Source organism: Hymenobacter agri (assembly GCF_054778495.1).
This window is the reverse complement of the sequence record NZ_BAAGZM010000447.1, coordinates 1-3,583: the sequence shown is the minus strand read 5'-3', so window position 1 is coordinate 3,583 and position 3,583 is coordinate 1. Positions and strand designations below refer to the sequence as shown.

Sequence of the window (3,583 nt, the reverse complement as noted above, 5' to 3'; positions counted from 1 at the left end):
GGCTCCGGCGGCGGTTCCCGCAGCGGCCCCGGCCGCCGCTGAAGCTTCGGCGGCTAGCCACAAGGCCCTGAAAGCCCCGATGATTGGCACCTTCTACCGCAGCAGCGGGCCCGACGTGGCTCCGTTCGTGCAGGTGGGCGACAAGGTGGAGAAAGGCCAGGTTATCTGCATCATCGAAGCCATGAAGCTGTTCAATGAAATTGAGGCGGAAGAAAGCGGCCGCATCGTGAAGGCCCTGGTCGACAACGCGTCGCCGGTGGAGTACGACCAGCCACTGTTTCTGATTGAGTAGTTGCTCCCGTTTGTCATCCTGAGCGCAGCGAAGGACCTTATCATGTCGGAACGAATTGTTCGAACGTGGTAAGGTCCTTCGCTCCGCTCAGGATGACAGGTTTTAACCCTGACCATCCCACCCCCATGTTCAAGAAAATACTCATCGCCAACCGGGGCGAAATTGCCCTGCGCATCATCCGCACCTGCAAGGAAATGGGCATCAAAACGGTGGCCGTGTACTCGACTGCCGACAAGGAGAGCCTGCACGTGAAGTTTGCCGACGAGGCCGTATGCATTGGCCCGCCCGCCTCGAAAGACAGCTACCTGAGCATGCCCAACCTGATTGCGGCCTGCGAAATCACCAACGCCGACGCCATTCACCCCGGCTACGGCTTCCTGAGCGAGAACGCCGAGTTCTCGCGCATCTGCGCCGAAAACGGGATTAAGTTCATCGGGGCCTCGCCCGAGATGATTAACCAGATGGGCGACAAGGCCACGGCCAAGGACACGATGAAGAAAGCCGGCGTGCCCTGCGTGCCCGGCTCCGACGGCCTATTGGAAAGCGCCGAGCAAGGCAAGAAAATTGCTGCCAAAATTAAGTATCCGGTGATGCTAAAGGCCACGGCCGGTGGCGGTGGCCGCGGCATGCGCGTCATCAACTCGGAAGACGAGTTCCAGAAAGCCTGGGACGACGCCCGCACCGAGTCGAAGGCCGCCTTCGGCAACGATGGCATGTACCTTGAGAAGTTTGTGGAGGAGCCCCGCCATATCGAGATTCAGGTGGTGGGCGACCAGTTCGGCCACGTGTGCCACTTGTCGGAGCGTGACTGCAGCATTCAGCGCCGTCACCAGAAGCTGGTGGAAGAGTCGCCTTCGCCGTTCATGACGGACTCGCTGCGCGAGAAAATGGGCGCGGCCGCCGTCAAAGGCGCCGCCAGCATCGGCTACGAAGGCGTGGGTACCATCGAGTTTCTGGTGGATAAAAACCGCGACTTCTACTTCATGGAGATGAACACCCGTATTCAGGTGGAGCACCCCGTGACGGAGGAAGTAGTGGCCTACGACCTCATTAAGGAGCAGATTAAGGTAGCGGCCGGCATCCCGATTTCGGGCAAGAACTACTTCCCGCAGCTGCACGCCATGGAGTGCCGCATCAACGCCGAAGACCCGCGCCACAACTTCCGCCCCACCCCGGGCAAGATTACCACGCTGCACATCCCCGGCGGACACGGCGTACGCGTCGATACGCACGTGTACGCGGGCTACACCATCCCGCCGAACTACGACTCGATGATTGCCAAGCTCATCACCGTAGCCCAGACCCGCGAGGAGTGCATCGTAAAAATGAAGCGCGCCCTGAGCGAGTTCGTGGTAGAAGGCGTGAAAACGACCATCCCCTTCCACCTCGCGTTGATGGACAACGAGGATTTCAAAGCCGGTAATTTCACGACGAAATTCTTGGAGACGTTTGACTTCTCGGTACTGTAATCGAATGCCCGATGGAAGGGTGGGTAGTAGGTTTTTTCGTTTTGGCTGGCTACGCTTGGTGGCTGTATAGCCATCGGGAACTGGGAGGCATACAACTGGCAATGGCTCCCCTCACTTGGGGGCTGTTGTTCATCTTGGTTTCGCTTACCCAGACGGCCGTGATGCAAAACCCCACTGTGAGTGGCTACTACCACAACGCAGCCTGGGTAAGCATGAATGATAATCCTCACCCGGAAAGCTGGCAATTGGAATACAAGGGCGAAAACCTGCCCTTGTATTTAGCGCTGCTTTCGCCCTTTCTGGGCTGGTTGCTGCTACAGGGCTTTACCGAACCGGGAGAATTGCGGGCTTGGCAAAGGCGTCATTTTAAGACGTTAGGAGCTTTCGTATGGCTGGCGTTGCTGTTTCATTCCTGCGACACAGCGCATCGGCAGGAATATTACAACGAGTCTGACCTGCCTGCAATTGGCACTATTAAACCGCAATAAATTGAGCCAGCAAGCTTATTTTTCAAAACTCGTGGCAGTCTTGGGGCTAAGTGTGGGCCTGTTACTTACCTCCTGCACCGATTCCTGCAACGGCAGCATCGAAGCCACGGTGCTGTTTGCCAAGCCCGGGCCGCAGGGCGTGGGCCGCAAAATCTACGTCGACGTGGTGAACAAGCCTGATTTGGGCATTAAGAAAACGCTGCTCTACGAAGGCAAGGAGTTTGGTACATTTCCGCACGTCGTCATCATCAGCGACCCCACCAACAAGTACGCCTCCAACCGCAGCATCTGCTTCTCGAAGTTTCGGCAGCAGGCCGCGGCCACGGGCGGCGACCTGACCGAAGAGGGCCTGCCGGGAATTACGATTACGGAATAGCTGGGCTATCCTGCAACGATTGACGAGGGCCGGAACTCCTGAATAGGAATTCCGGCCTTTCCATTTTATTGATGCGTTTTTTTGTTGTGACGGGTGGGGTACTACTGCTGGCCCTACCAAAACTGAGTGCTGCCCAAACGCCGCCTCCCGTAGCTCGTCCGGTGCGCGATTCGGCTTTCGCCGTGCACCAACTGTTCAAAAAACATCGGCACGCGGCCGAAGGAGCTTTGGGAACCGGTGCGGCTAGCATCGTGGGCATGTTCACCAGCTCGGCGCGGGGCGAGAATGAGCTGGTGAGCGTGAATGCCCTTATTACCCTGGTGGCCACCGTGGTCGGGTTGCGGCAGGCCCTGCGTTACAGCCCCGACCGCGAGCAACTCGTGGTGCGGCAGTACGAGCAGGGCTGGCCCCTGCCGCCCGAGATACGCTGCCGGCTGAAGCCAAAATACTTTCATGCGAAGTATTAAGATTGAGTAAGCTAGCAAGGCAGGCATTCTTAGCTCAGTCTTGATTTTCTGACATTTACCGTAGCCGATACCAGAGGGTGAGCGGGTTTTAGATTATTAAAACGCCCCCGTCGTCCCGTACGGCAGGGGCGTTCAGCTTTTGGGCTACCTTTGCGGCACCAAACTCCCACCCCACCTCAATTACCCCAATACCCTCCTTACCTATGGCACGAGTGGAAATGACGATGCCCAAGATGGGCGAATCCATCATGGAAGGCACCGTCCTGAAATGGCTCAAACAAGTTGGCGACACCATCGAGCAGGACGAATCAGTGCTGGAAGTGGCCACCGATAAAGTTGATACCGAAGTTCCCGCCATTTACGCCGGCGTACTGGCCGAGATTCTGGTGCAGGAAGGCCAGGTTGTGGCCGTGGGCGCGCCCATTGCCATTGTAGAGACCGATGCCGCCGCCGCAGGCGCGTCGGCTCCGGCCGCTGCACCAGCCGCGCCG

6 protein-coding genes are annotated in these 3,583 nt (G+C 58.0%); all 6 read left to right on the top strand.

Features of this window, described 5'->3' with window-relative positions:
* The coding region (gene accB, locus ACYVDE_RS17435; RefSeq protein ID WP_460502824.1) for an acetyl-CoA carboxylase biotin carboxyl carrier protein at nucleotides 1-292 on the top strand (292 nt) is incomplete at its 5' end.
* Nucleotides 293-417: 125 nt separating this feature from the next.
* Nucleotides 418-1,761, top strand: coding sequence for an acetyl-CoA carboxylase biotin carboxylase subunit (accC, locus tag ACYVDE_RS17430; protein ID WP_460502823.1), 1,344 nt, complete (start codon nucleotides 418-420; stop codon nucleotides 1,759-1,761).
* Between the two features lie 101 nt (nucleotides 1,762-1,862).
* Nucleotides 1,863-2,249: a hypothetical protein gene (locus ACYVDE_RS17425; RefSeq protein ID WP_460502822.1), complete on the top strand. Its 387-nt coding sequence runs from the start codon at nucleotides 1,863-1,865 to the stop codon at nucleotides 2,247-2,249.
* Nucleotides 2,250-2,280: 31 nt separating this feature from the next.
* On the top strand, nucleotides 2,281-2,625 hold the full coding sequence (locus ACYVDE_RS17420; protein WP_460502821.1) for a hypothetical protein: 345 nt from the start codon (nucleotides 2,281-2,283) through the stop codon (nucleotides 2,623-2,625).
* Nucleotides 2,626-2,696: 71 nt separating this feature from the next.
* On the top strand, nucleotides 2,697-3,092 hold the full coding sequence (locus ACYVDE_RS17415) for a hypothetical protein (protein WP_460502820.1): 396 nt from the start codon (nucleotides 2,697-2,699) through the stop codon (nucleotides 3,090-3,092).
* A 203-nt stretch (nucleotides 3,093-3,295) separates the two neighbouring features.
* Nucleotides 3,296-3,583: biotin/lipoyl-containing protein (locus tag ACYVDE_RS17410; protein WP_460502819.1), on the top strand; the 288-nt coding region annotated here is incomplete at its 3' end.